2 tRNA genes and 3 rRNA genes are annotated in these 2,182 nt (G+C 51.3%); all 5 read left to right on the top strand.

Annotated features, from left to right (window positions below):
• Nucleotides 1-230, top strand: a 16S ribosomal RNA gene (locus PUT07_RS35275); the annotation flags it as partial.
• 99 nt (nt 231-329) lie between these two features.
• Nucleotides 330-446 (top strand): 5S ribosomal RNA (rrf, locus tag PUT07_RS35270).
• Nucleotides 447-523: 77 nt separating this feature from the next.
• A tRNA-Ile gene (locus tag PUT07_RS35265) sits at nt 524-597 on the top strand.
• Between the two features lie 87 nt (nt 598-684).
• A tRNA-Ala gene (locus PUT07_RS35260) sits at nt 685-760 on the top strand.
• Nucleotides 761-974: 214 nt separating this feature from the next.
• Nucleotides 975-2,182, top strand: a 23S ribosomal RNA gene (locus tag PUT07_RS35255); the annotation flags it as partial.

Here is a 2,182-nt window from a genome sequence, read left to right as displayed (position 1 = left end):
TGCAACTCGCCTGCATGAAGTCGGAATTGCTAGTAATCGCGGATCAGCATGCCGCGGTGAATACGTTCCCGGGTCTTGTACACACCGCCCGTCACACCACGAGAGTTTACAACACCCGAAGTCGGTGGGGTAACCCGCAAGGGGGCCAGCCGCCGAAGGTGGGGTAGATGATTGGGGTGAAGTCGTAACAAGGTAGCCGTATCGGAAGGTGCGGCTGGATCACCTCCTTTCTATGGAGACTCGGGTCTGCAACGACCCAGTCAAGTATCTTCGGATACACAAACGTGTTACTCACTCGTGTTCAGTTTTGAAAGAGCAATCTTTCATCGTTTGGTGATGATGGCGGAGGGGATCCACGCGTTCCCATCTCGAACACGACCGTTAAGCCCTCCAGCGTCGATGGTACTTGAACCGCAGGGTTCTGGGAGAGTAGAACGTTGCCAAGCGAGACCCATGGCAAGCTTTCGAGGAAAGCTTCGAAAGCTTGTAGGTGGGTTTTTATTTTGGAGAGTTTCATCTATACGGGCCCTTAGCTCAGCTGGTTAGAGCGCACCCCTGATAAGGGTGAGGTCGGTGGTTCGAGTCCACTAGGGCCCACTTATAAACTTCATAGTGAGTATCGGGGTCCCCAAAAAGTAATCGGAATTCACCTCGAAGGCATACTTCACTTTTTGGGGTAAATTTGGGGCCATAGCTCAGCTGGGAGAGCGCCTGCCTTGCAAGCAGGAGGTCAGCGGTTCGATCCCGCTTGGCTCCACCAAACATCATTTCAAGACAGAATTTCTAAGAAATTTCGACTTGAAATGAGGTGAAGAGTTGTGATAAGATAACTTTCGCTGCTAAGAGAGGGCGAGGGAATATCGATTACAACGATTCCAAACTTGTTCCTTGAAAACTAGATAACGAAACGAAAGTTAAGTAAGAACTTAGGTAGCATGACTTGTTCATGCGAAATCTTTAATTGTTTTTTTCTAGGTTAAGCTAGAAAGAGCACACGGAGGATGCCTAGGCACTAGGAGCCGATGAAGGACGTGGCGAACGACGAAATGCCTCGGGGAGCCGTAAGCAGGCTTTGATCCGGGGATGTCCGAATGGGGGAACCCAGCTGTGGTAATGCGCAGTTATCTCCATCTGAATACATAGGATGGTTGAAGGCAGACCCAGGGAACTGAAACATCTAAGTACCTGGAGGAAAAGAAAACAAAAGTGATTCCGTCAGTAGCGGCGAGCGAAAGCGGAACAGCCCAAACCAAGGGGCTTGCCCCTTGGGGTTGTAGGACCTCGTGATGGCCCATGTTTGTTAGGCGAAGTGATCTGGAAAGGTCCGGCATAGAAGGTAAAAGCCCTGTAGCCAAAAACAAACGCAAGCCTAGAGGGATCCTGAGTACGGCGGGTCACGTGAAACCCCGTCGGAATCCGGCAGGACCATCTGCCAAGGCTAAATACTCCCTAGTGACCGATAGTGAAGCAGTACCGTGAGGGAAAGGTGAAAAGCACCGCGGAAGCGGAGTGAAAAAGAACCTGAAACCGTGTGCTTACAAGAAGTCAGAGCCCTCTATATGGGTGATGGCGTGCCTTTTGTAGAATGAACCGGCGAGTTACGTTCCCGTGCGAGGTTAAGTCGAAAAGATGGAGCCGCAGCGAAAGCGAGTCTGAATAGGGCGCTTCAGTACGTGGACGTAGACCCGAAACCGTGTGATCTACCCCTGTCCAGGGTGAAGGTGAGGTAACACTCACTGGAGGCCCGAACCCACGAATGTTGAAAAATTCGGGGATGAGGTGGGGGTAGCGGAGAAATTCCAATCGAACTCGGAGATAGCTGGTTCTCCCCGAAATAGCTTTAGGGCTAGCCTCGGATGTGGAGTTGTGGAGGTAAAGCACTGATTGGGTGCGGGGCCCGCCAAGGGTTACCAAGTCCAGTCAAACTCTGAATGCCACAAACTTAAATCCGGGAGTCAGACAGTGAGTGCTAAGATCCATTGTCAAAAGGGAAACAGCCCAGACCATCAGCTAAGGTCCCCAAGTGTGTGTTAAGTGGGAAAGGATGTGGAGTTGCACAGACAACCAGGATGTTGGCTTAGAAGCAGCCACCATTGAAAGAGTGCGTAATAGCTCACTGGTCGAGTGACTCTGCGCCGAAAATGTAACGGGGCTAAACACGCCACCGAAGCTATGGCTTGCA

Source organism: Paenibacillus sp. MAHUQ-63 (assembly GCF_028765165.1).
Taxonomy (GTDB): Bacteria; Bacillota; Bacilli; order Paenibacillales; family NBRC-103111; genus Paenibacillus_E.
The sequence above is the reverse complement of the archived record's forward strand: the minus strand, read 5'-3'. Positions and strand labels throughout refer to the sequence as shown.